Genomic DNA, 19,113 nt, shown 5'->3' on the forward strand with positions numbered 1-19,113 from the left:
GACCTTTCCCTCCACAGAATCGAATGTCCATCAGCCCCAGGACCTCCGGCGCACCTAACCGTCTTTAGAAATGCCCCTTCATCGGCCACACCCAAACTCGAAGAAGAAAAGAAGGGTCCGGGGAATTCTTCCCCGGCCTTTGTCCTCTCTGCGGCTTCGAAACACCCCACGCAGGTGAGAAGGTATCAGCGTCCCGGCGTCAGGAGGCGGATCAGGCCATCGAGCTGGTCCAGATCCTTGTAGGCGATGCTGATCTGGCCGCCACGGCCTCCGTGGCGGATGGCGACTTTCAGGCCCAGCTTCTCGGTCAGGTCGCGCTCCAGGGCGCGGGTATCCTTGTCTTCCGGTGCAGCCGCGGGGCGGGGGCGTTCGGCGGAGGCGGCGAGGGCTTCGGTCTGCCGCACATTCAGGCCGCGGGTCACCACCAGCTCGGCCAGCTTGGCGGGGTCGGGGGCGGTCAGCAGCGCGCGGGCGTGGCCGGCGGACAGGCTGCCACGGCCCAGCATCTCCCGTACCTTGGGCGGCAGGCCAAGCAGGCGTAGCGTGTTGGCGACGTGGCTGCGGCTCTTGCCGACGGCGCGGCCCAGATGGTCCTGGGTCAGGCCGAACTCGTCGGTCAGGCGGCGGTAGCCCTGGGCTTCCTCCAGCGCGTTCAGGTCCTCGCGCTGCAGGTTTTCGACCAAGGAGGCCGCCATGGCGGCGCGGTCGTCCATGTCATGGATGACCACGGGCACGTCGTGCCGCTGTGCCAGTTGGGAAGCGCGCCAGCGGCGTTCACCGCCAATGATCTGGTAGGTGCCGGCATGGCCGGGCTTGGGCCGCACCAGGATGGGCTGCAGCACCCCATGCTCGCGGATGGAGGCCGCAAGCTCGGCCAGGCCGGATTGGTCGATCGGCCCACGTGGCTGGAAGGGCCCCGGCTCCAGCGCCTCGATCGGCAGGCTGCGGGGCGCCTGATTGGCGGCGGCGGGGTTGGGCTGGTCTCCCAGCAGGGCGGACAGGCCCATGCCCAGGCGGTTTGGCTTGCGTCCGCTCATGCGGTGTGCGCTCCGGCAAGTTTCGCGGCCGCGCGCTCGCGCCGCAGGAGTTCGGCAGCCAGCTTGATGTAAGCCTGGGCGCCGGTCGATCTCATATCGTAGAGCAGCACGGGCAGGCCGTGGGACGGCGCCTCGCTGACGCGGATATTGCGGGGGATGACAGTGTCGAACACCTTGTCCCGGAAGAACGCCCGCACATCCGCCGCCACCAGTTCGGACAGGTTGTTGCGGCGGTCGAACATGGTCAGAACGATGCCGTCCAGCCGCAGGGCAGGGTTCAGCGCCCGCTTCACCCGCTCGATCGTGCGGGTGATCTGGGAGACGCCCTCCAACGCGAAGAACTCGGTCTGCAGCGGGATCATCACCGATTCCACGGCCACCAGCGCGTTCAGCGTCAGCAGACCGAGGGAAGGGGGGCAGTCGATCAGGATGAAGTCGAAGCCCTTCAGTGCCTCGGCACCGGCATCCAGGGCTTCCCGCAGGCGGTGCTCGCGGTTGTCCATGCCGACCAGCTCGATCTCGGCGCCGGCCAGGTCGTTATCGGCGGGCAGCAGGAACAGGTTGGGCACCTTGGTCTGCTGCATCAGCTCGCCCAGCGGGCGCTCGCCAATCAGCAGGGAGTAGCTGCCCTTGCCACGCTCGGCCCGTGGCAGGCCGAGGCCGGTGGAGGCATTGCCCTGCGGGTCCAGGTCGATGACCAGGACACGCTTCTTCGTTGCCAGGGCGGTGGCCAGGTTGATGGCGGTGGTGGTCTTGCCCACGCCACCCTTCTGGTTGGCGAGAGCGATACGGCGGGTTGTGCGGTCAGGCCCCGGCACGGCGAATCCTCGAAAGGCGGAAGATGGAAGCGTCGGGTTCGGTGGTGCTCTTGAACCGCTCGGCCGACAAAGTCCAGCCTGCGGCGGTGGCCTCCAGCTCCTCCAGCGCCGTGCGGCCCTTGGGGAAGATGGCGACACCGTCGGGCGCCAGCAGGCGTTCGGCCCAGGGCAGCATCTTCTCCAGCGGACCGAGGGCGCGTGCGGTCAGCACGGCGAGCGGCGGTAGCGCCGCGGCGTCGATCCGCTCCGCATGGACACGGACATGGGTGAGGCCGAGTTCGCCGACCACTGTCTGCAGGAAGGCGGCCTTGCGACGGTCGGATTCCACCAGATGCATGGGCCGGTCCAGTGCCATGGCCAGGATCAGGCCTGGAAAACCGCCCCCGGTGCCGATATCGCCCATCGGCGCATCGCCGGGCGGTACCAGACCCAGCAGCTGGATCGAATCGACAATGTGGCGTTGCCGCAGCGCCTGCTCCGTCGTGGGGCCGATCAGATTGATGCTGGCGTTCCAGCGCAGCAGCAGCGGTATGAAGGCATCAATCCGCGCGGCTGTTTCACGTGAAACATCGGCCGAGGGGAGGTCGAGGGCCGGTGGGTGTTTCACGTGAAACGCTCCGTCTTGCGCAGGTGGACGGCCAGGGCGGCCAGGGCGGCGGGGGTTATGCCGGGGATGCGGCCGGCGCTGCCCAGCGTGGCGGGGCGGGCGGTAGACAGTCTCTGTCGCATCTCGTTGGAAAGGCCGGCAATGGCGGCGAAGTCGATCTCGTTGGGGATGGGGGTGCGCTCCTCCCGCTCGATCATCCGAAGCTCCGCGGCCTGGCGGTGCAGATACGGGGCGTAGAGCGCCTCGGCTTCCAGTTGAGTGCGGACGCCGGTAGGGAGTTCGGCCAGCCAGGGGAAGGCGCGCTGCACCACCTGGGCGTCGGTCTCCGGCAGTGCCAGGACCTCCAGCAGGTTCCGCCAGCGGCCATCCTGGTTGATGGGGATGCCGGCGGCATTCAGGGCCGCCGGGGTGCCGCCTTCCGCCCGGGCCCGCTCCAGCGCCTCCGACACGGCGGCGGCGAAGCTGCGGTGCTTCGCGGCGCGCTCCGTGCCGACGCAGCCCCAGGCGATCCCGGTCTCGGTCAGCCGCATGCCAGCATTATCAGCGCGCAGGGCCAGGCGATGCTCAGCCCGGGCGGTCAACATGCGGTAGGGCTCACTGACGCCTTGCAGAGTCAGGTCGTCCACCATGACACCCAGATAGGCGGCGGTGCGGGGCAGGGTGCGCGCCTCACCGCCACCAGCCAAGGCTGCGGCGTTCAGCCCGGCCAGCAGCCCCTGGGCGCCGGCTTCCTCGTACCCTGTGGTGCCATTGATCTGCCCGGCCAGGAACAGCCCCGGCACCTCGCGCACTTCCAGCGTCGGCCACAGGGCTCGCGGGTCAACGTGATCGTACTCGATGGCATAGCCGGGGCGGAGGATCGCCGCCTTCTCCAGCCCGGGAATGGAGGCGATGAAGGCGGCCTGCACGTCCTCCGGCAGGCTGGTGGAAATGCCGTTCGGGTAGATGGTCGGATCGTCCAGCCCCTCCGGCTCCAGGAAGATCTGGTGCCGTTCCCGCTCCGCGAAGCGCACCACCTTGTCCTCGATCGATGGGCAGTAGCGCGGGCCCACGCCCTGGATCTGGCCAGAATGGATGGGCGCGCGGTGCAGATTCGCGCGGATCAGCGCGTGCCCGGCCGGGGTGGTGGCGGTGATGCCGCATTCCACCTGCGGGTTGGTGATGCGGTCGGTCATCCAGGACAGCGGTTCCGGCACCGCGTCGCCCGGCTGCATCTCCAGGCTGGCCCAGTCGATGGTACGGCCATCCAGCCGGGGCGGCGTGCCGGTCTTCAGCCGCCGCATCGGTAGGCCCATCGCCTCAATGGCCAGGGCCAGGCCGATGGCGGGCGCATCGCCCACCCGGCCCGCCGGGCGGCGCGTCTCGCCGATATGGATCTCGCCGCGTAGGAAGGTGCCGGTGGTGATGACCAGCGCGCCGCAACTGATGCGCGTGCCCTCCGCCGTCAGCACAGCAGCGATGCGGCCGGCGGCATCGCGTTCGATCCCTTCCGCCGCCACGGCCAGGATGGTCAGGTTCTTCTGCGCCGCCAGCAGCGCCTGCACGGCCTGGCGGTACAGCTTGCGGTCCGCCTGGGCGCGGGGGCCACGCACGGCCGGGCCCTTGCTGCGGTTCAGCAGCTTGAAGTGGATGCCCGCCGCGTCGGCGGCGCGCCCCATCAGCCCGTCCAGTGCGTCGATCTCCCGCACCAGATGCCCTTTGCCCACGCCGCCGATGGCGGGGTTGCAGGACATCTCGCCCAGGGTCTCTAGCTTGTGTGTCAGCAGCAGGGTCCGGGCCCCGCAGCGGGCGGCAGCGGCGGCGGCCTCGGTGCCGGCATGGCCACCGCCCACCACCACCACATCGAAATTCATGTCGCGCATGCCGGCGGGTATACCGCCCCGCGCGTCATTTTCCGATGCAGAAATCCCCGAATACGACGTCCAGCACATCCTCGACGCCGACATGCCCTGTCAGCCGCCCCAGTGCACGCACGGCCGCGCGCAGGGATTCGGCGGCAAGCTCTGGCAAGGGCGCCGTCACGGCCTCATCCAACCAGGATGCTGCCTCCTGCAGCGCCGCGCGGTGTCGCGGGCGCGTCAGGCTCGCTTCCTCGGAGAGGCCGGCGCGGGCGACGGCGGCCTCGGTCAGCGCCGCCTGCAAGCCTTCCAGTCCCACACCGGTCCGGGCCGAGATCGCCAGCGGCGCCTGGCTGCCTATCAGCGCCGGCGGCGGTGCCAGATCCGTCTTGTTGACGACCGGCAGCACCCCGGGTGCGATCAGCGCCAAAGTCTCCGCATCCGGCGGGTTGTCGGCGGCGAAGACGGCCAGGACGATGTCCGCCTCTTCCGCCCGCCTGCGGGCGCGGCGCACGCCCTCGGCCTCGATCTCGTCCGGTGCGTCCCGTAGCCCGGCGGTGTCGGCTAGCAGCACCGGAATGCCGCCCAGCTCCAACCGCACTTCCACCACGTCCCGCGTCGTACCCGCCTGGGCGGAGACGATGGCCGCCTCCCGCCCCGCCAGGGCATTCAGCAGCGAGCTCTTGCCGGCATTCGGTGCGCCGAGGATGGCGACCCACAGCCCCTGCCGCAGCCGTTCTCCCCGTCCGCCATCGTCCAGATGTGCGCGGATCTCGGCGGCCAAGCTGGCGGCGCCGGCTCGCATCTGCGCTTCCAGGTCGTTCGGTAGGCCGTCCTCGGCGAACTCGATCGCGGCCTCTTGGTGCGCCAGCAGGCGGGTCAGCCGACCCGCCCAGCCGGCGTAGCGTATGGCCAGGGCGCCACCCGCTTGCCGCAGCGCCTGGCGGCGTTGGGCTGCCGTCTCCGCATCAATCAGGTCCGCGATGCCTTCCGCCGCCGTCAAGTCCAGGCGGCCGTTCAGGAAGGCGCGGCGGGTGAACTCCCCAGGCTCGGCTGGGCGGGCGCCGCAGGCCACCAGGGCGGCGCTGACACCCTCCCGCACCGCCCTGCCGCCATGCAGGTGCAACTCGGCCGAATCCTCGCCGGTGTAGCTGCGCGGGCCGGGGAACCATAGCACCAGCGCATCATCCAGCACCTCGTCCGTCCCCGGGTCGCGCAAGCGGCGCAGGCTGGCCATCCGCGGCTGCGGCAAGCCCCCCGCCAGGCGCCGCACCACCTCCCCACAGGGCCCGCCCGAAAGCCGCAGCACCGCAATGGCCGCACGGCCGGAGCCGGATGCGAGAGCGAAAATGGTATCGGTCATTGGGGGAGCTCCATCCGCAGGCCTCGCCGGGCGGCTTACCGGGGGAGGAGGGAGATGGCCATTCTTTTGGATGAAGGAGCAGGGGAAGAAGAAGGCTGGGGAAAGAATTCCCCAGGCCCCTTCTTTTTTCTGCAAGTTTGGCTTGGCGCTTCAGGGCACAGAGTGAGCGCTGCTTGATGATATTATAATCGGCCACACAGGCTGAACGCCGGTCGCCGGAGATCCAGGGCCTCTGGCAGACCCAATCGATGTTCATGCCCGACCGCTCAGCAGCCAAACCCAAAACGCGAAGAAAAAAGAAGGGGCCTGGGGAATTCTTTCCCTATCCTTGCTTCCTGCCACGGAGGGCACCTCAAAAGAAAAGGGCCGCCCGCGTTGGCGGGCAGCCCTTTCCCATCGAAGGGGGTGCCCCCCCTCCGTGATCAGCGCGCGCGGTTGACCGCGCGGTCGGCGGCGGTGCCGGGCGGGTTGCCGGGCGTGCCGTCCGCCTGGGTGGGGTAGGCGCCGGAGGTGTTGGTGCCGGCGGCACGGTCCAGGGCGCGGGTCGCCTCGGTGCCCGGCGGGTTGCCCGGCATGCCGTTGGACTGCATCGGGTAGGCGCCGGAGGTGTTGGTGCCGGCGGCACGGTCCAGGGCGCGGGTGGCTTCGGTGCCGGCCGGGTTGGCGCGGGTGCCGTCCGACTGGGCGGGGTAGGCGCCGGAGGTATTGGTACCGGCCGCACGGTCCGCCGCGCGGGTTGCGGCAGTGTTGGTGTTGTCGCAGGCCGCGAGGCCCAGCATCAGGGCGGACACGGCAATGGCGGACAAGATCTCGCGCTGGCGCAGCATGCTGGATAGCTCCCGTTAAAATCGGCCTGTTTCAGACCGTCACAGGCCGAGAACGTCCTGCCCGGCTTTCGGTTCCAATTTACTTCGTGGGGAAATTCGCGGCGTGCGGGCCCATCGCGGAAACGCCAGCGTCGCCGCGCAACCGTTGCGTCAGAAGCCGCGTTCCAGCCTCGCAACGGCTATCCGCGAACGTCCCTGTCCCGCAGCGCCAGAATGGCCGGCTGAGTGAAGGGCGGACGCTGACCGGGCCGGAACACCCAATTCGCCTGCGCTTACGGTTTTCCCGCATCCAGACAAGGAGCCATCGATCATGCTCACCCGCCGCATCCTGTTCGGCGCTACCCTGAGTTCCGCCCTGGCGGCCCCCGCCATCCTCCGCGCGCAGGTCGCCGTCAGCGGCGATATCGCCCGGATCCTCGCCGGCACCTCCGAATTCTCCCGCTTCGTTGAGCTGGCACAGCGTTCGGGCGAGATCGGCCGGCTGCAGGGCACGCAGGCCCTGACGGTGTTCGCCCCCACCAACGCGGCGTTCGATCGCGCGCCCGTGGGTCTGTTGCAGGACCTGCTGGGCCAGACCGGCGGCAGCCAGAGCGGCTCTCCCGACCAGTTCCGCCTGACGGCGCTGGTGACGCACCACTTCATTGCTGGCGTGGCGACCACGACCAGCATGCGCGGTGCGATCCGCGACGTGCCGTCCCTGAACGGTGGCCTGGTGCGGATCGATGGCACCGGCGCGGTGCCGACGGTAGCCGTGGCCCGCCCCTCCGGCGGCCCGTCCAGCAACTTCGGCACGGGCGCGGGCGGCCAGAACATCCAGCCGCCGGCGCGCATTGTCCTGGCGGACTTGATGGCCAGCAACGGCATCGTCCAGGGCATCGATAACCTGCTGCTGCCCTGATTTCTGGCGTCGCTGAAGCTTCTGCGGGGTTGGGGAGGAAGCTCCTCAACCCCGTTTCCATTTTTGCCGTGGGGGTGAGGAGAAGGCTGGGGAAGGAATTCCCCAGACCCCTTATTTTTCCGGGAGTCTTCGGGTGCTGGTGCGGAGGCGTCAGCTATTTACGACCGGGCGGGGGATGTCGGCGGTCCATGACCTGCGGCAGCTTACAGCTCAGTCGGGTGGCTTCATCCTCTTCGCAGTCCTAAAGCCCCACGCCAAACTCGCAGGAAAAAGATGGGGTTTCGGGGGAAATCATTCCCCTGACCTTGCCTTCCGGCTTCAGCCTGACTGTGGTTGGCCCAGCCGCCAGTGGCGGATCAGGGAAAAGCCCTCACCCGAACTTCGGCGCAGGCTGCCAGACTGAACAGCGGTCGCATGCATGCTGCCTGAGTCGCTGGGCTCAGCGCCTGAGCAGGCAAGCAGACCGTGGCGGAAGGGTCCCTCGGCCCCTTCAGTGCCGCGTCTCGCTATGGGACCGCAGCGGTTCGACATCACCCTTTGCGAACGCGTCAAACACGGCATCCCGCAGGTGCGAAGCGGCTCCCTAGTCGGGTCGGGGTTGGGCCGTCATGATGGAGGTTGCATCACGTTCCGTTTTTCCTTTCTGCCGGAAGTACGATCTCCATGGATGACGTTAAGGCGGCTGATACCCGCACCACTCGCATTACCGCCGAGGAGGCCCTCGCCCTCCACGCCGAAGGCAAGCCCGGCAAGCTGGAAATCCGGCTCACCAAGCCGCTGACCACCGCGCGTGACCTGAGCCTGGCCTACTCCCCCGGCGTGGCGGAGCCCTGCCTGCATATCCACCGGGACCCGTCGCTGGCCTACGATTACACGGCCAAGGGCAACATGGTCGCCGTCATCTCCAACGGCACGGCGGTGCTGGGGCTGGGTAATCTCGGCGCCCTGGCCTCCAAGCCGGTGATGGAAGGCAAAGCGGCGCTGTTCAAGCGCTTCGCCGACGTCGACTCCATCGACCTCTGCATCGATACCGAAGACGCGGACGCCTTCGTCAACGCGGTGCGCTACCTCAGCCCGTCCTTCGGCGGCATCAACCTGGAAGACATCAAGGCGCCCGAGTGCTTCGTCATCGAGCAGCGGCTGCGCGAGCTGATGGATATCCCGGTCTTCCATGACGACCAGCATGGCACCGCCATCGTCGCCGCCGCCGGCCTGATCAATGCCTGCCACCTGACGGGGCGTGAGCTGGCGGAGACCAAGCTGGTCATCAACGGCGCCGGCTCCGCCGCCATCGCCTGCGCCGAGCTGGTAAAGGCCATGGGTATCCGGCCCGAAAACATCCTGATGTGCGATACCAAGGGCGTGCTCTGGCGCGGCCGCACGGAAGGGATGAACCAGTGGAAGTCCGCCCACACCGTCACCACGGACCGCCGCACCCTCTCCCAGGCGCTGGATGGCGCGGATGCGTTCTTCGGCCTCTCCGTAAAGGGTGCGGTCACGGCGGATATGGTGCGCTCCATGGCGCCCAACCCGATCATCTTCGCCATGGCCAACCCGGACCCCGAGATCACGCCGGATGACGCCCACGCGGTGCGCCCGGACGTCATCATCGCCACCGGCCGCAGCGACTACCCGAACCAGGTCAACAACGTCCTCGGCTTCCCCTACATCTTCCGCGGTGCGCTGGACGTGCGCGCCAGCACCATCAACGACGCCATGAAGGTCGCCGCCGCCGAGGCGCTGGCCATGCTGGCGCGGGAGGATGTGCCGGAGGAAGTGGCTGGTGCCGGCGGTGGCAAGGGCCTGCGCTTCGGCCCGCAATACATCATCCCGCATGCGTTCGACCCCCGGCTGATCGCCCGCGTCTCCCCCGCCGTTGCCAAGGCGGCGATGGAGAGCGGCGTGGCCCGCAAGCCGTTGATGGACCTGCAGCGCTACGCGCGTGAGCTGGCGGGCCGCCTGGATGCCGGCATCTCGGCCCTGGAAGCCATTACCGAACGGGTGCGCGCCAACCCGCAGAAGGTGGTCTTCGCCGAGGGCGAGGAAGAGAAGGTCATCCGCGCCGCCATCGCCTTCCGCAACGCCGGCTACGGCACCCCCGTGCTGATCGGGCGGGAAGAGCGCATCAAGGCCACCGTGGCCGCGCTCGGCATCCCGCTGCCGGACGGGGTGGAGATCCACAACGCCCGCCTCTCCGGCAGCAACCTGCGCTATGCCGAGTGGCTGTACGAGCGCCAGCAGCGCAACGGCCTGCTGTTCCGCGACTGCCAGCGGCTGGTGAACCTGGACCGCAACGTCTTCGCCGCCTGCATGGTGGCGCTGGGCGATGCGGACGCCATGGTCAGCGGCGTCACCCGCTCCACCGGCGTCACGCTGGAAGGCGTCACCAAGGCGATCGACACCGCTCCCGGCACCGTGCTCTTCGGCCTGACCATGCTGCTCGGCCGCTCCTCCGGCAGCACCCTGATCGCCGATACCGCCATCCATGAGCGCCCCGACGCCACCACCCTGGCGGAAATCGCCATCGGTGCCGCCGCCGCCGCCCGCCGGATGGGACTGGAGCCGCGCGTGGCCTTCCTCTCCTTCTCCAATTTCGGCGCACCCGGCGGCACCATCACCGGGCCCGTGCAGGACGCGGTGAAGCTGCTGGACGGCCGCGGCGTGGACTTCGAATACGATGGGGAGATGACGGCGGACGTGGCGCTCGACCCCCGCCTGCGCGCCCTCTACCCCTTCTGCCGCCTGACCGGGCCCGCCAACGTGCTGGTGATGCCCGGCCTGCACGCCGCGCACATTCTGACCAAGGCCGTGCCGAACCTGACCAGCGCGACCACGCTGGGCCCCGTGCTGGTCGGGCTGGAACACCCGGTGCAGATCGTCAGCATGGACGCCAGCGTGAACCAGATCCTCGACATGGCCTGCTTCGCGGCCCATGGCGCGGTGAAGCGGGACTGATCGCGGGGGGAGGTCTGGGGGAAGGAATTCCCCCAGACCTCCATCTTTTTTCTGTGAGTTTAAAGGGGCTGGGGCTGTTGGGGCCCTGGCCTTTTTTGTGTGGCGGGGAGGGCTTAGTAAGCGCCTGTCGGCGCTACGGCGGAAGCAAGGGTGGAACAGAACTCCGCCTGCATTCGGGAGGCTTGCCTTATCCGATGCGCCGGGATGAGGCAGTAAAAATCTCTAGAATTTTAAAATGCTCACAAGGGCTGAACCGTCAGTCGCCAGAGGTCATAGACTACCGGCGCGGCCCCCGAGGGAACCCTCAAACAGCCAGACCTCACAAAAGCCCGCCAGTAAAAACACCGCAGAAAAAAGATGGGGCCTGGGGGCATTCCTTCCCCCAGTCTTCCTCACTCCCCCAACAGGCAGAACATCAACTCATGCTTGTTGTGCGCGCCATGGAACACCACCGCCCCCGGAATGGCGGCGAAGGCGGCGGCGGTGTCGTGGTCCGTCTCGCCCTGGAACTTCAGGGTGCAGACGAAGTTCCGGGCGCGCCCGGCGGCCTGCCAGCGTTGCACCAGCCCCAGCAGGCGGGACGGGTAGCAGATGATGTCGCTGAACAGCCAGTCGACCGCGTCCTGCTTCTCCGGCTCCAGCCCGAAGGCGCTTTCGGTGCGGATGGTCACGTTGGGCAGCGCGGCGACGGCGGGGTCCATCTGGGCCTTGTCCACCGCCACGACGTCGCAGCCGAGTTGCGCCAGCGCCCAGGTCCAGCCCCCAGGCGCGGCGCCGAGGTCGAGCGCCGTCTCGCCCGGGCCAGGCCAGCGGCCGAGGCGGGTGAGGGCTTCCCACAGCTTCAGATAGGCGCGGGAAGGCGGGCCCTCGCGGTCTTCCTCGAAGCGCACGGCGCCGTTGACGAAGGGGCTGGTCTTGGTCGGGCTGGCCAGCATCAGATCCGGCGCCAGCAGCGTCCAGGCGCCGAGATGGCCGGTCGGCGCCGCTTCGGGGAAGGTAAGGGCACGGGCCTTTACTGGCGGCAGCGCGGCCTCGATCAGCGCGGCGCGGCGGTGGTGCACGGCGGCGTAGAGTGCCCAGTTGCGCTGGATGCCGCGCAGGGCGGAGGCCGCGCTCTTGATGGAAGCGACGGGGATCTCCCGCACGTCGGTCCAGGTTTCCAGCGCCCAGGCGGCGGTGGCGGGCGGCGCGGCGGAAAGGGCCAGGCGGCCATGCCAGCGGTCGATGGCCACGCCGGCCCGGCGCAGTTCCTCTTCCAGTTCGGGCTCGAAGCCCTCGGCGGCCAGGTAGGCGCTGCGGATACTCATGGGTGCCGCTCCGCGGAGGGGGGGTTAAGGGCCGGCGGGGCAGGGCGGCGGGCGGCGGCGAGGGCCAGCACCAGCCAGGCCAGCATCAGCACGGTGCCGCCCAGCGGCGCGACGCTGCCGAGCGAGGTGCCGGCCAGCGCCCGCCACCACACCGCGCCGCAGAAGGCCAGGGAGCCCAGGGCGAAGCCGGCCCCGGCGATGTGCGGCAACGCGCCGCGGCGGCGTTCGGCCAGCAGGCCGGTGGCCAGCAGCGCCAGGGCGTGCCAGCCCTGCATGGTCAGGGCACTGGCGGCCAGTGCGGCCTGGGCCGCGTCCAGCCCATGCGCTGCCCAGGCGGACAGCCCCACCGCGACGCAGCCGGACAGCGCGCCGAGAACAAGCCAGAGGCGGGCCATCACACACTCTCCTGCACGGGAAGCCGCACTTCGGGGCGGGTTGCCTCATCGGGCGCCCAGCCATCTGCCGCGCGGCGGAACAGCGGCGTGGCGAAGGCGGCAGCCACGGGCACGTCGGTAGGCCAAGTGGGCAGCCAGCGGTCGCCCTGCGCCATACCGACGCACAGACCCACCGGGCGTACCCCTGCCGTTCCTAGCAGCGCTAGCCCGGCCAGCGCGGAGCTGCCGGTGCTGATCACGTCATCCACCAGCAGCACGCGCTTGCCACGCAGCCGGGCCAGCAGGCGCGGGTCCAGCCACATGCGCCGCGCGTCTGGCGCGGTGGAGGAGGAGGTCGGGACCGACCAGGTTTCCTCGTACCAGTTCTTGCGGGAATAGCCGGGGGCCACCCAGTTGGCATGCCCCAGCGCCTCGGCCACCGGGCCGCCAAAGACATGGCCCAGAGTCGGCAGCCCGACCACGATGTCCGCCCCCCAATCCCGCACCGCCTCGGCCATCCAGCCGACGATCGGCCGCAGCACGGCGAAGGATGCCTGGTTGGCAACGAAGCCGGTGACGGCGACCTCGCCATAGTCGCGCAGCGGCAGCCACAGCCAGCGCCCATCCGGCATGCGGATGGGGGCGGTGGCGGCCCAGGGGCGCGTCTGCGCCACGGCCTCGTAGCGCTGCCAGTGTTCGGCGGCCGGGTCTGCGGGGGCCGGGTGTGCGGGGGCCTGTTGCATGTGCGGCGGATGGCACAGGGCGGGCGAAGATACCAGTCCCATCCTGGCGGCATCAGCTATCCGCCCGCATGCCGGCCGGTGCCTGAGGCCCACGTCATCGCCTCATCACGCACCGCAGCTTGGGAGGAGGCCCGACGACGCTCACCCCTCGATCTTTCCCTGGCCACGCCACACGCTGCCGCCATGCCCGGACCGTTGACGCCGCCCGCCCGTCCCCAGCACTCTTCATTCCATGACGATCCTCGCCCCCGACAGCTGCTACCCCCGCGACTTCGTTGGCTACGGCCCCAATCCGCCGGACCCGCAATGGCCGGGCGGGGCGAAGCTCGCCGTCTCCTTCGTGCTCAACTACGAGGAAGGCGGCGAGAACACCGTGCTGAACGGCGATGCCGGCGGCGAGATCTATCTGAACGAGACGCCGGGCGGGAACCCGGTGCTGGGCCAGCGCGACATCGGCAAGGAAAGCCAGTTCGACTACGGCGCCCGCGCCGGCGTCTGGCGCGTGCTGCGGCTGTTCGCCGAGCGCGACATGAAGCTGACCGTCTATGGCGTCGGCCGGGCGCTGGAACTGAACCCCGCCATCGGCGCCGCCTTCGCCAGCGCGGGGCACGAGGTCGCCAGCCATGGCTGGCGTTGGATCAACTACCAGAACGTCGATGAAGCGACCGAGCGGCAGCACATCGCGCAGACGGTGGAGACCATCACCCGCACCGTCGGCAAGCCGCCCGTCGGCTGGTACACCGGTCGCATCAGCGAGCAGACGCGCCGCCTGGTCGCCGAACACGGTGGCTTCCTCTACGACAGCGACGCCTATGACGACGACCTGCCCTATTACGTCACCGTCGCCGGCCGGCCCCTGCTGATCATTCCCTACACGCTCGACAACAACGACATGAAGTTCGCCGTGCCGCCCGGCTTCGCCTCGAACGATGGGTTCGAGCAGCACCTGCGCGATGCGTTCGACCTGCTGCGGGAAGAAGGCCAGACCGCGCCGAAGATGATGAGCATCGGCCTGCACTGCCGCCTGGTCGGCCGCCCCGCCCGCGCCGCCGCGCTGAAGCGCTTCCTGGACCACGTGGCATCCTGCCCGGATGTGTGGGTCGCCACGCGGGAGGAGATCGCCCTGCACTGGCGTCGGGTGCATCCGCCGGGAGCCTGATGAGGGGGAGGAAGGCCGGGGAAGGAATTCCCCGGACCCCTTCTTTTTTTCTGCGAGTTTGGCGTTGAGGCTGCGGGGCCGGGTGGTGCGGCTCTGAGGGACAGGTGGGCTGAGTGCTTGGTTGCCATGCATCCGAATGGCTGTCTGGGCGCGCCGGCAGATGATGCTGTGGGTGCAGGAGTGAGCGGCGTGGCCAGGACGCCAGTGGCCACAGACAGCCGGCACATTAGAAACAACTGGCTGCTATCCACTCAAAGCTGGCTTCCGACAATCCATTTGAAAATTCCTGTGTTAAGAGCAGGTATTTCCTGCGCCTGCTTTGTTGGCCGCACAGAAAGCCCCAGCCGCACGCCTCAGTAGCTAGAGCGTCAAAACGGTCATTTGCCCTGCCGTCGCAAACCGGCCCTGTCTCGAACCAACCTTCCCCCGGCAAAACTCGAAGAAAGAAGATGGGGTCCGGGGAATTCTTTCCCCGGCCTTCCTCCCGTAGCTTGCGCATCCCGTCGTGGCAGAACAGTGCCCCCAAACCAAGGACGCGGCTTCCAGCGACTCGCCTGCTCCAAAACCCGGATCGGCTGCGGCGGGTGGACAGGGCGATACGCGCCGCTGACGGAATGGCGAGGCGCCTGCCGGCATCCGCTTCAGCCACGATGCGCATGCCTCCGTCGGCCCGGTGCTGGCGGCAGGCCGGACAGGCCGACAGCAACGGTGGGAGCCATGCGGCCCGGCAGGGCAGGCCGCCCTCGCCGTTCTTCCGAGGGCTGTGGACCCGTCCGTGCAGGCTGCCCGCCTCCGTGCCAACCGGTATTTCCAGGCGGCTTCTCGCGGGGCGGCACATGGCGCGGCAACCCCGGACGACCCGGGGTTTTTTATCGTTGCGACGTTCGTTCATGCATCCTGCCGAAGGGGGTTGGTCGCCATGCCCGCCAAAGCCGCCGATGAATCCCTGCGGCCCTACCGGGCCCGCCGCGATTTCACGCGCACGCGGGAACCGGCGGGCCAGCCCGCCCGCCGCCGGGCGGCGAAGGCGCTGTCCTTTGTCGTGCAGAAACACGATGCCACCCGCCTGCATTACGACTTCCGGTTGGAGTTGGAGGGCACGCTGAAGAGCTGGGCGGTAACCCGCGGCCCCAGCCTGGACCCGGCGGACAAGCGACTGGCCGTGCAGGTCGAGGATCACCCGCTGGAATATGGCGGCTTCGAAGGCACGATCCCGCCCGGCCAATATGGCGGCGGCACGGTGATGCTGTGGGACCGTGGCACCTGGCACAGCGACGATGCGGACCCGGTAGCCGCGTTGGCCGCCGGCAAGATGAAGTTCCACCTGGATGGCGCGCGGATGCAGGGTGGCTGGACGCTGGTGCGGATGCGCCCGAGGCGTGGCGAGAAGACGCCCCAATGGCTGCTGATCAAGGAGCATGACGACGAGGCTCGTCCAGGCGAGGGCGAGAGCCTGCTGCAGGCCGAGACCAGCTCGGTTGCCTCCGGCCGCTCGATGGAGGAGATCGCCGCTTCCGCTGGGGAGCAGGGGGAGGTCTGGACGACGGGTAAGGCGAAGCGTGGCGGCGCGGCACGCCCGGCGCCGGCCCAGAAGACAGCCCCAAAGACAGCCCCGAAGGCGGCTGAGAAAGCCGGGAAGTCTGCCGCCAAGGCCACGAAGGGCAGCCGCAAGGCACGTGGCGCCAGCCTGGCACCGGGGCAGTTCGTCCCGCCCCAGCTCTGCGCCTCGGCCGCCGAGGCGCCGATGGGACCCGGCTGGGTGCATGAGGTGAAGCTGGATGGCTACCGGTTGCAGGCGCATATCAGCGGGGGCGAGGCCCGGCTGCTGACCCGCAGTGGCCTGGACTGGACCGCCCGCTTCCCCGAGACCGCCGCCGCTCTCGGCCAGTTGCAGGACAGCATCCTGGATGGCGAGGTGATCGCCACCGATGCGGAAGGCCACCCGGATTTCGCCGCGCTGCAGGCGTCGCTGGAGCGCAAGCGCACCGGGGAGCTGCGCTTCATGGCCTTCGACCTGCTGGCCGCCGGTGGGCAGGACTGGCGCCCGCAGCCCTTGGGGGAACGGAAGGCGGCGTTGCGCGAATGGCTGGCCAAGGCGCCCGATGCCATCGGCTATGTCGAGCATTTCGAGGCGGCCGGCGATGCCATCCTGCTCTCGGCCTGCCGCATGGGGCTGGAGGGCGTCGTCTCCAAGCGGATCGACGCGCCGTACCAGTCCGGCCGGGGCGAGAGCTGGGTGAAGACGAAGTGCCGGGGCAATGACGAGTTCATCGTCGGCGGCCATGGCACTGGCCCCAAGGGCAGCATGACGCTGCTGCTGGGCGCGTGGCGGGATGGGGCGCTGGTCTATCTCGGCCGCGTCGGCTCGGGCATTTCGGGCAGCCGGGCGGCTTCGCTGACCAGGCAATTGAAGAAGCTGGCGCGCAAGACTTCCCCCTTCGCCACGGCCCTGGACGCGGCGGACCGCCGCCGCGCCCATTGGGTGGAGCCGCAACTGGTGGCCGAGGTGGACTATGCTGGCTGGACCGGCGACGGCCGCATCCGCCAGGCCTCCTTCAAAGGCGTGCGGGAGGACAAGCCGGCGGAGAGCGTGACCCCGCCCGGCCCGATCGCCGGGCAGGACCCGCCGCCGATCCCGGAGGCGCCCAAGGCCGCACGCGGCAAGGCGGCTTCCGGCACGAGCGACGCCGGGAAGGCGGATACCGGGAAGGCGGCCAGCGGACATTCTGCCACTAAGGACCCTGGCGCGGGCGCCGGAAAACCCACCCCCGCCAAGGCCGGCACGGATACGCAGAACACCATCGGCGGCATCCGACTCAGTCACCCGGACAAACTGCTGTGGCCGGAGGAAGGCGTCACCAAGCGGGACCTGGCCCGCTATTACGCCACCGTGGCGCCGCGCCTGCTGGATTACGCCGGCGGTCGCATGGTGGCGCTGCTGCGGGCGCCGGACGGCATCAAGGGCCAGCGCTTCCTGCAACGCCATCCCGGCACCGGCACCTCCGCCCTGCTGCGCCGGGTGATGCTGGCGGGGGAGGATGACCCGTTCCTGGCGGTGGAAAGCCCGCAGGCGCTGGTGGCCCTGGCCCAGGCCGGCGTGCTGGAAGTGCACCCCGGCGGCGCCCTTGCCAAGGATGCCGAGCGGCCGGACCGGCTGGTCTTCGATATCGACCCGGATGAGGGGCTGGATTTCGCCGCCGTCCTCCACGCCGCCCGGGCGCTGCGGGAACGGTTGGAAGGCCTCGGCCTCGGCGCCTTCGTCAAGACCACGGGGGGCAAGGGGCTGCATGTGGTGGTGCCGCTGCGCCCGCGCGCCGAATGGCCGGAAGCCAAGGATTTCTGCCAGGCGCTGTGCGCGCTGATGGCGCAGGAAGAACCCGCCCGGTACACCACCACGCTCGCCAAGAAGGCCCGCAAGGGCCGCATCTTCCTGGACTATCTGCGCAACGACCGTACCGCCACCGCGGTCTCCGCCTGGTCGCCCCGCGCGCGGCCGGGTGCTACCGTCTCCGTCCCCCTGGCATGGGAGGAAGTGGCGGAAGGGCTGGACCCGAAGGCCTTCACCATCGCCACCGTGCCGGACCGCCTGGCGCAGCCGGACCCGTGGGAAGGCTATGCCAAGGCGGCGCGGGAACTGCCGGCCCTCGGCGCCCAAAAGCGCGCCACCTCCCGCAAGCGGGCCAAGGCCCAGGAGACATCCCGATGAGCGAACGCCCCATCTGGCGCGGCACCCTGCGCCTGGCCCTGGTGTCCTGCCGCATCTCCCTGGTGCCGGCGCGGCAGGACCGCAACAACCTGCACTTCAACATGATCAACCCCAAGACCGGCAACCGCATCCGCAACCGCACCGTCGATGCCGAGACGGGGCGGGAGGTGGAGCGCGGCAAGCTGGTGCGTGGCTACGAGGTGGAGAAGGGCGAGTACGTCCTGCTGACCGACGAGGATTTCGACAGCGCGCGGGTGGAGAGCAGCAGCACCCTCTCCATCGCCAAGTTCGTCAAGCTCGGCTCCATCAGCCCGCTGTATTTCGAGAACGCTTACTATGTCGTGCCGCAGGAGGACGAGGCGATCGACGTCTATGCCGTGCTGCGCGATGCCCTGCGCAAGAGCGGCATGATGGCGCTCTCCCGCCTCGTGCTGTTCCGGCGGGAACGGCCGGTGGGCATCCTGCCGCTGGGCCAGGGGCTGGTGCTGCACACCCTGCACGAGGAAGGCGACCTCCGCGATGCCGGCGATGTCTTCGCCGAAGTGCCAGGCACGGCGCCGGAGCCAGAGATGGTGAAGCTGGCGCAGCAACTCATCTCCCGCCAGACCGGCACCTACGACCCCACGGATACCGAGGACCGCTACGAGGCCCGGCTGCGCGAGGTGATCGAGGAACGCCGCCAGGGCAAGACCATCTCCGCGGAGCCGGAGGAAGACCCCGCGCCGCGCGGCAACGTCATCGACCTGATGGCGGCGCTGCGGGACAGCCTGAAGCAGGGTGGCCGCGCGTCCGGCAAGAAGGCGGATGACAGCCCGAAATCCGCCGGCGGAAAATCCAAGAGCAAGTCCGGCAGCAAGAAGGAGGAGGCCAAGCCCGCCGCCAAGCGCAAGCGTGCCTGATCAGGGGCCGCGCTGGGGCGGCAGCATCCGCTCCAGCAACCCGTCCCGCCGGATGGCGACGTGGTAGACCGTGGCCGCCACGTGCATCGCCACCAGGGCGTAGAGGGCGAACTGCCCCCATACATGCACGGTGTTCGCCGCCACGCCGAGCGCCTGGTTCTGCGCGAAGCCCGGCAGGGTCAACAGCCGGAAATACGGAACGCCCTGGCCATTCCCCGCCATCATGTAGCCGGTGACCGGCATGACCAGCAGCACGGCGTAGAGCAGCGCATGGTTCGCCCAGGCCGCCGCACGCTGCACCGCCGCGATGCCGGGCGGATAGGACGGCGCCCGGTGCCGCCAGCGCCACGTCAGCCGCATCAGCACCAGCAGGAAGACCGAGATGCCCATCGACTCATGGGCCATGTACCAGAAGGTACGGACCGGCCCGGGCGGGAAGTTCTCCGCCACCCAGACAAAGGGTAGCAAAAAGCACAGCGCCGCCGCCGTGATCCAGTGCAGCGCCTGCGCCCAACCGGAGAACCGTTCCTGCCCCATGGAAAGGGAACTTATCACGCCCGCGCCCGTTTCAAACCGGCCACG

The 19,113-nt window shown here is 69.2% G+C and carries 15 protein-coding genes; 5 read left to right on the forward strand and 10 right to left on the reverse strand.

The window, feature by feature from the left end:
* Window positions 1–185: 185 nt before the first annotated feature.
* From IBL26_RS05260 to IBL26_RS25870, 6 genes are all read right to left on the reverse strand, one after another.
* On the reverse strand, window positions 186–1,037 hold the full coding sequence (locus tag IBL26_RS05260; protein ID WP_187783415.1) for a ParB/RepB/Spo0J family partition protein: 852 nt from the start codon (window positions 1,035–1,037) through the stop codon (window positions 186–188).
* The gene (locus IBL26_RS05265; RefSeq protein WP_187783416.1) at window positions 1,034–1,855 is read right to left on the reverse strand and encodes a ParA family protein; all 822 of its coding nucleotides are present in this window, start codon (window positions 1,853–1,855) and stop codon (window positions 1,034–1,036) included. Before IBL26_RS05265 ends, IBL26_RS05260 begins: the two co-directional genes overlap by 4 nt.
* A complete protein-coding gene (rsmG, locus tag IBL26_RS05270) occupies window positions 1,842–2,462 on the reverse strand; it encodes a 16S rRNA (guanine(527)-N(7))-methyltransferase RsmG (protein ID WP_187783417.1) in 621 nt (206 codons plus the stop codon). The genes IBL26_RS05265 and rsmG overlap by 14 nt, the downstream gene beginning before the upstream one ends.
* The gene (mnmG, locus tag IBL26_RS05275) at window positions 2,459–4,324 is read right to left on the reverse strand and encodes a tRNA uridine-5-carboxymethylaminomethyl(34) synthesis enzyme MnmG (RefSeq protein WP_187783418.1); all 1,866 of its coding nucleotides are present in this window, start codon (window positions 4,322–4,324) and stop codon (window positions 2,459–2,461) included. The genes rsmG and mnmG overlap by 4 nt, the downstream gene beginning before the upstream one ends.
* A gap of 25 nt (window positions 4,325–4,349) precedes the next feature.
* Window positions 4,350–5,663: a tRNA uridine-5-carboxymethylaminomethyl(34) synthesis GTPase MnmE gene (gene mnmE / locus IBL26_RS05280; protein ID WP_187783419.1), complete on the reverse strand. Its 1,314-nt coding sequence runs from the start codon at window positions 5,661–5,663 to the stop codon at window positions 4,350–4,352.
* Between the two features lie 422 nt (window positions 5,664–6,085).
* A complete protein-coding gene (locus IBL26_RS25870; RefSeq protein WP_187783420.1) occupies window positions 6,086–6,490 on the reverse strand; it encodes a hypothetical protein in 405 nt (134 codons plus the stop codon).
* 310 nt (window positions 6,491–6,800) lie between these two features.
* On the opposite strand from IBL26_RS25870, the gene IBL26_RS05290 reads away from it, so the two are divergent.
* Together IBL26_RS05290 and IBL26_RS05295 are read left to right on the forward strand one after the other, a co-directional pair.
* Complete coding sequence (locus IBL26_RS05290; RefSeq protein ID WP_187783421.1) at window positions 6,801–7,388, forward strand: fasciclin domain-containing protein; 588 nt, start codon at window positions 6,801–6,803, stop codon at window positions 7,386–7,388.
* A gap of 663 nt (window positions 7,389–8,051) precedes the next feature.
* Window positions 8,052–10,343, forward strand: a complete 2,292-nt coding sequence (locus IBL26_RS05295) for an NADP-dependent malic enzyme (RefSeq protein ID WP_187783422.1) — start codon at window positions 8,052–8,054, stop codon at window positions 10,341–10,343.
* Between the two features lie 392 nt (window positions 10,344–10,735).
* Here IBL26_RS05295 and IBL26_RS05300 read toward each other — a convergent pair whose 3' ends face one another.
* From IBL26_RS05300 to IBL26_RS05310, 3 genes are read right to left on the reverse strand one after another with little or no spacing between them, the layout of a single operon-like run.
* The gene (locus IBL26_RS05300) at window positions 10,736–11,650 is read right to left on the reverse strand and encodes an SAM-dependent methyltransferase (protein ID WP_187783423.1); all 915 of its coding nucleotides are present in this window, start codon (window positions 11,648–11,650) and stop codon (window positions 10,736–10,738) included.
* The gene (locus tag IBL26_RS05305) at window positions 11,647–12,045 is read right to left on the reverse strand and encodes a DUF423 domain-containing protein (protein ID WP_187783424.1); all 399 of its coding nucleotides are present in this window, start codon (window positions 12,043–12,045) and stop codon (window positions 11,647–11,649) included. The genes IBL26_RS05300 and IBL26_RS05305 overlap by 4 nt, the downstream gene beginning before the upstream one ends.
* On the reverse strand, window positions 12,045–12,767 hold the full coding sequence (locus IBL26_RS05310; RefSeq protein WP_187783425.1) for a phosphoribosyltransferase: 723 nt from the start codon (window positions 12,765–12,767) through the stop codon (window positions 12,045–12,047). Before IBL26_RS05310 ends, IBL26_RS05305 begins: the two co-directional genes overlap by 1 nt.
* A gap of 232 nt (window positions 12,768–12,999) precedes the next feature.
* Between IBL26_RS05310 and puuE the strand changes: the two genes are divergently transcribed.
* The 3 genes from puuE to ku all read left to right on the forward strand — a co-directional run bounded on the left by puuE (window position 13,000) and on the right by ku (window position 18,531).
* Window positions 13,000–13,926 carry an allantoinase PuuE gene (puuE, locus tag IBL26_RS05315; protein ID WP_187783426.1) on the forward strand — a complete coding sequence of 309 codons (927 nt, stop codon included), beginning with the start codon at window positions 13,000–13,002 and terminating at the stop codon, window positions 13,924–13,926.
* Between the two features lie 919 nt (window positions 13,927–14,845).
* A complete protein-coding gene (ligD, locus tag IBL26_RS05320; RefSeq protein ID WP_187783427.1) occupies window positions 14,846–17,632 on the forward strand; it encodes a DNA ligase D in 2,787 nt (928 codons plus the stop codon).
* A complete protein-coding gene (gene ku / locus IBL26_RS05325; RefSeq protein WP_187783428.1) occupies window positions 17,629–18,531 on the forward strand; it encodes a non-homologous end joining protein Ku in 903 nt (300 codons plus the stop codon). The genes ligD and ku overlap by 4 nt, the downstream gene beginning before the upstream one ends.
* Here ku and IBL26_RS05330 read toward each other — a convergent pair whose 3' ends face one another.
* Window positions 18,532–19,086: a cytochrome b gene (locus tag IBL26_RS05330; protein WP_187783429.1), complete on the reverse strand. Its 555-nt coding sequence runs from the start codon at window positions 19,084–19,086 to the stop codon at window positions 18,532–18,534.
* Between the last annotated feature and the right edge of the window lie 27 nt (window positions 19,087–19,113).

Source organism: Teichococcus aerophilus (assembly GCF_014490485.1).
Taxonomy (GTDB): Bacteria; Pseudomonadota; Alphaproteobacteria; order Acetobacterales; family Acetobacteraceae; genus Pseudoroseomonas; species Pseudoroseomonas aerophila.

Coding starts and splice junctions, on each gene's coding strand:
- mnmG (WP_187783418.1), bottom strand. CDS start 4,324: ATGCGCGACATGAATTTCGATGTGGTGGTGGTGGGCGGTGGCCATGCC.
- IBL26_RS05295 (WP_187783422.1), top strand. CDS start 8,052: ATGGATGACGTTAAGGCGGCTGATACCCGCACCACTCGCATTACCGCC.
- IBL26_RS25870 (WP_187783420.1), bottom strand. CDS start 6,490: ATGCTGCGCCAGCGCGAGATCTTGTCCGCCATTGCCGTGTCCGCCCTG.
- IBL26_RS05260 (WP_187783415.1), bottom strand. CDS start 1,037: ATGAGCGGACGCAAGCCAAACCGCCTGGGCATGGGCCTGTCCGCCCTG.
- IBL26_RS05310 (WP_187783425.1), bottom strand. CDS start 12,767: ATGCAACAGGCCCCCGCACACCCGGCCCCCGCAGACCCGGCCGCCGAA.
- IBL26_RS05290 (WP_187783421.1), top strand. CDS start 6,801: ATGCTCACCCGCCGCATCCTGTTCGGCGCTACCCTGAGTTCCGCCCTG.
- mnmE (WP_187783419.1), bottom strand. CDS start 5,663: ATGACCGATACCATTTTCGCTCTCGCATCCGGCTCCGGCCGTGCGGCC.
- IBL26_RS05300 (WP_187783423.1), bottom strand. CDS start 11,650: ATGAGTATCCGCAGCGCCTACCTGGCCGCCGAGGGCTTCGAGCCCGAA.
- IBL26_RS05305 (WP_187783424.1), bottom strand. CDS start 12,045: ATGGCCCGCCTCTGGCTTGTTCTCGGCGCGCTGTCCGGCTGCGTCGCG.
- ku (WP_187783428.1), top strand. CDS start 17,629: ATGAGCGAACGCCCCATCTGGCGCGGCACCCTGCGCCTGGCCCTGGTG.
- puuE (WP_187783426.1), top strand. CDS start 13,000: ATGACGATCCTCGCCCCCGACAGCTGCTACCCCCGCGACTTCGTTGGC.
- ligD (WP_187783427.1), top strand. CDS start 14,846: ATGCCCGCCAAAGCCGCCGATGAATCCCTGCGGCCCTACCGGGCCCGC.